Genomic DNA, 363 nt, shown 5'->3' with positions numbered 1-363 from the left:
AGTTGGGCCTCAACTTTTTTGGGAAACCAACATGAGCAGGCTCAACGGAAAAATTGCACTGATCACTGGCGGCAACAGCGGTATCGGCTTGGCCACTGCCATACGTTTTGCTGCAGAAGGCGCGCAAGTCGTTATCGTGGGGCGTCGGCAAGAGGAACTGGATAAAGCGCTGCAGATCATTGGCGCTGGAACCGTAGCCATTCAGGGTGACATTTCAAACCTGGATGACCTTGACCGAATCTACGCGCAAGTCAAAGCGGATAAAGGTCGTATCGACATCTTGTTCGCCAACGCAGGGCTGGGAGATTTCGAGCCGATCGGATCGATCACCGAAGCGTCGTTTGACCGCACCTTTGGCATCAA

Annotated in this window: 1 protein-coding gene; it reads left to right on the top strand. The window is 53.4% G+C overall.

What is annotated here, in order from left to right; translation table 11 throughout:
• Positions 1-31: 31 nt before the first annotated feature.
• Positions 32-363, top strand: a 332-nt coding sequence (locus HX855_RS32960; protein ID WP_178948084.1) for an SDR family NAD(P)-dependent oxidoreductase, incomplete at its 3' end; no start/stop codon positions are given.

This window comes from Pseudomonas sp. IPO3778 (assembly GCF_013386825.1).
GTDB lineage: Bacteria > Pseudomonadota > Gammaproteobacteria > Pseudomonadales > Pseudomonadaceae > Aquipseudomonas.
The sequence above is the reverse complement of the archived record's forward strand: the minus strand, read 5'-3'. Positions and strand labels throughout refer to the sequence as shown.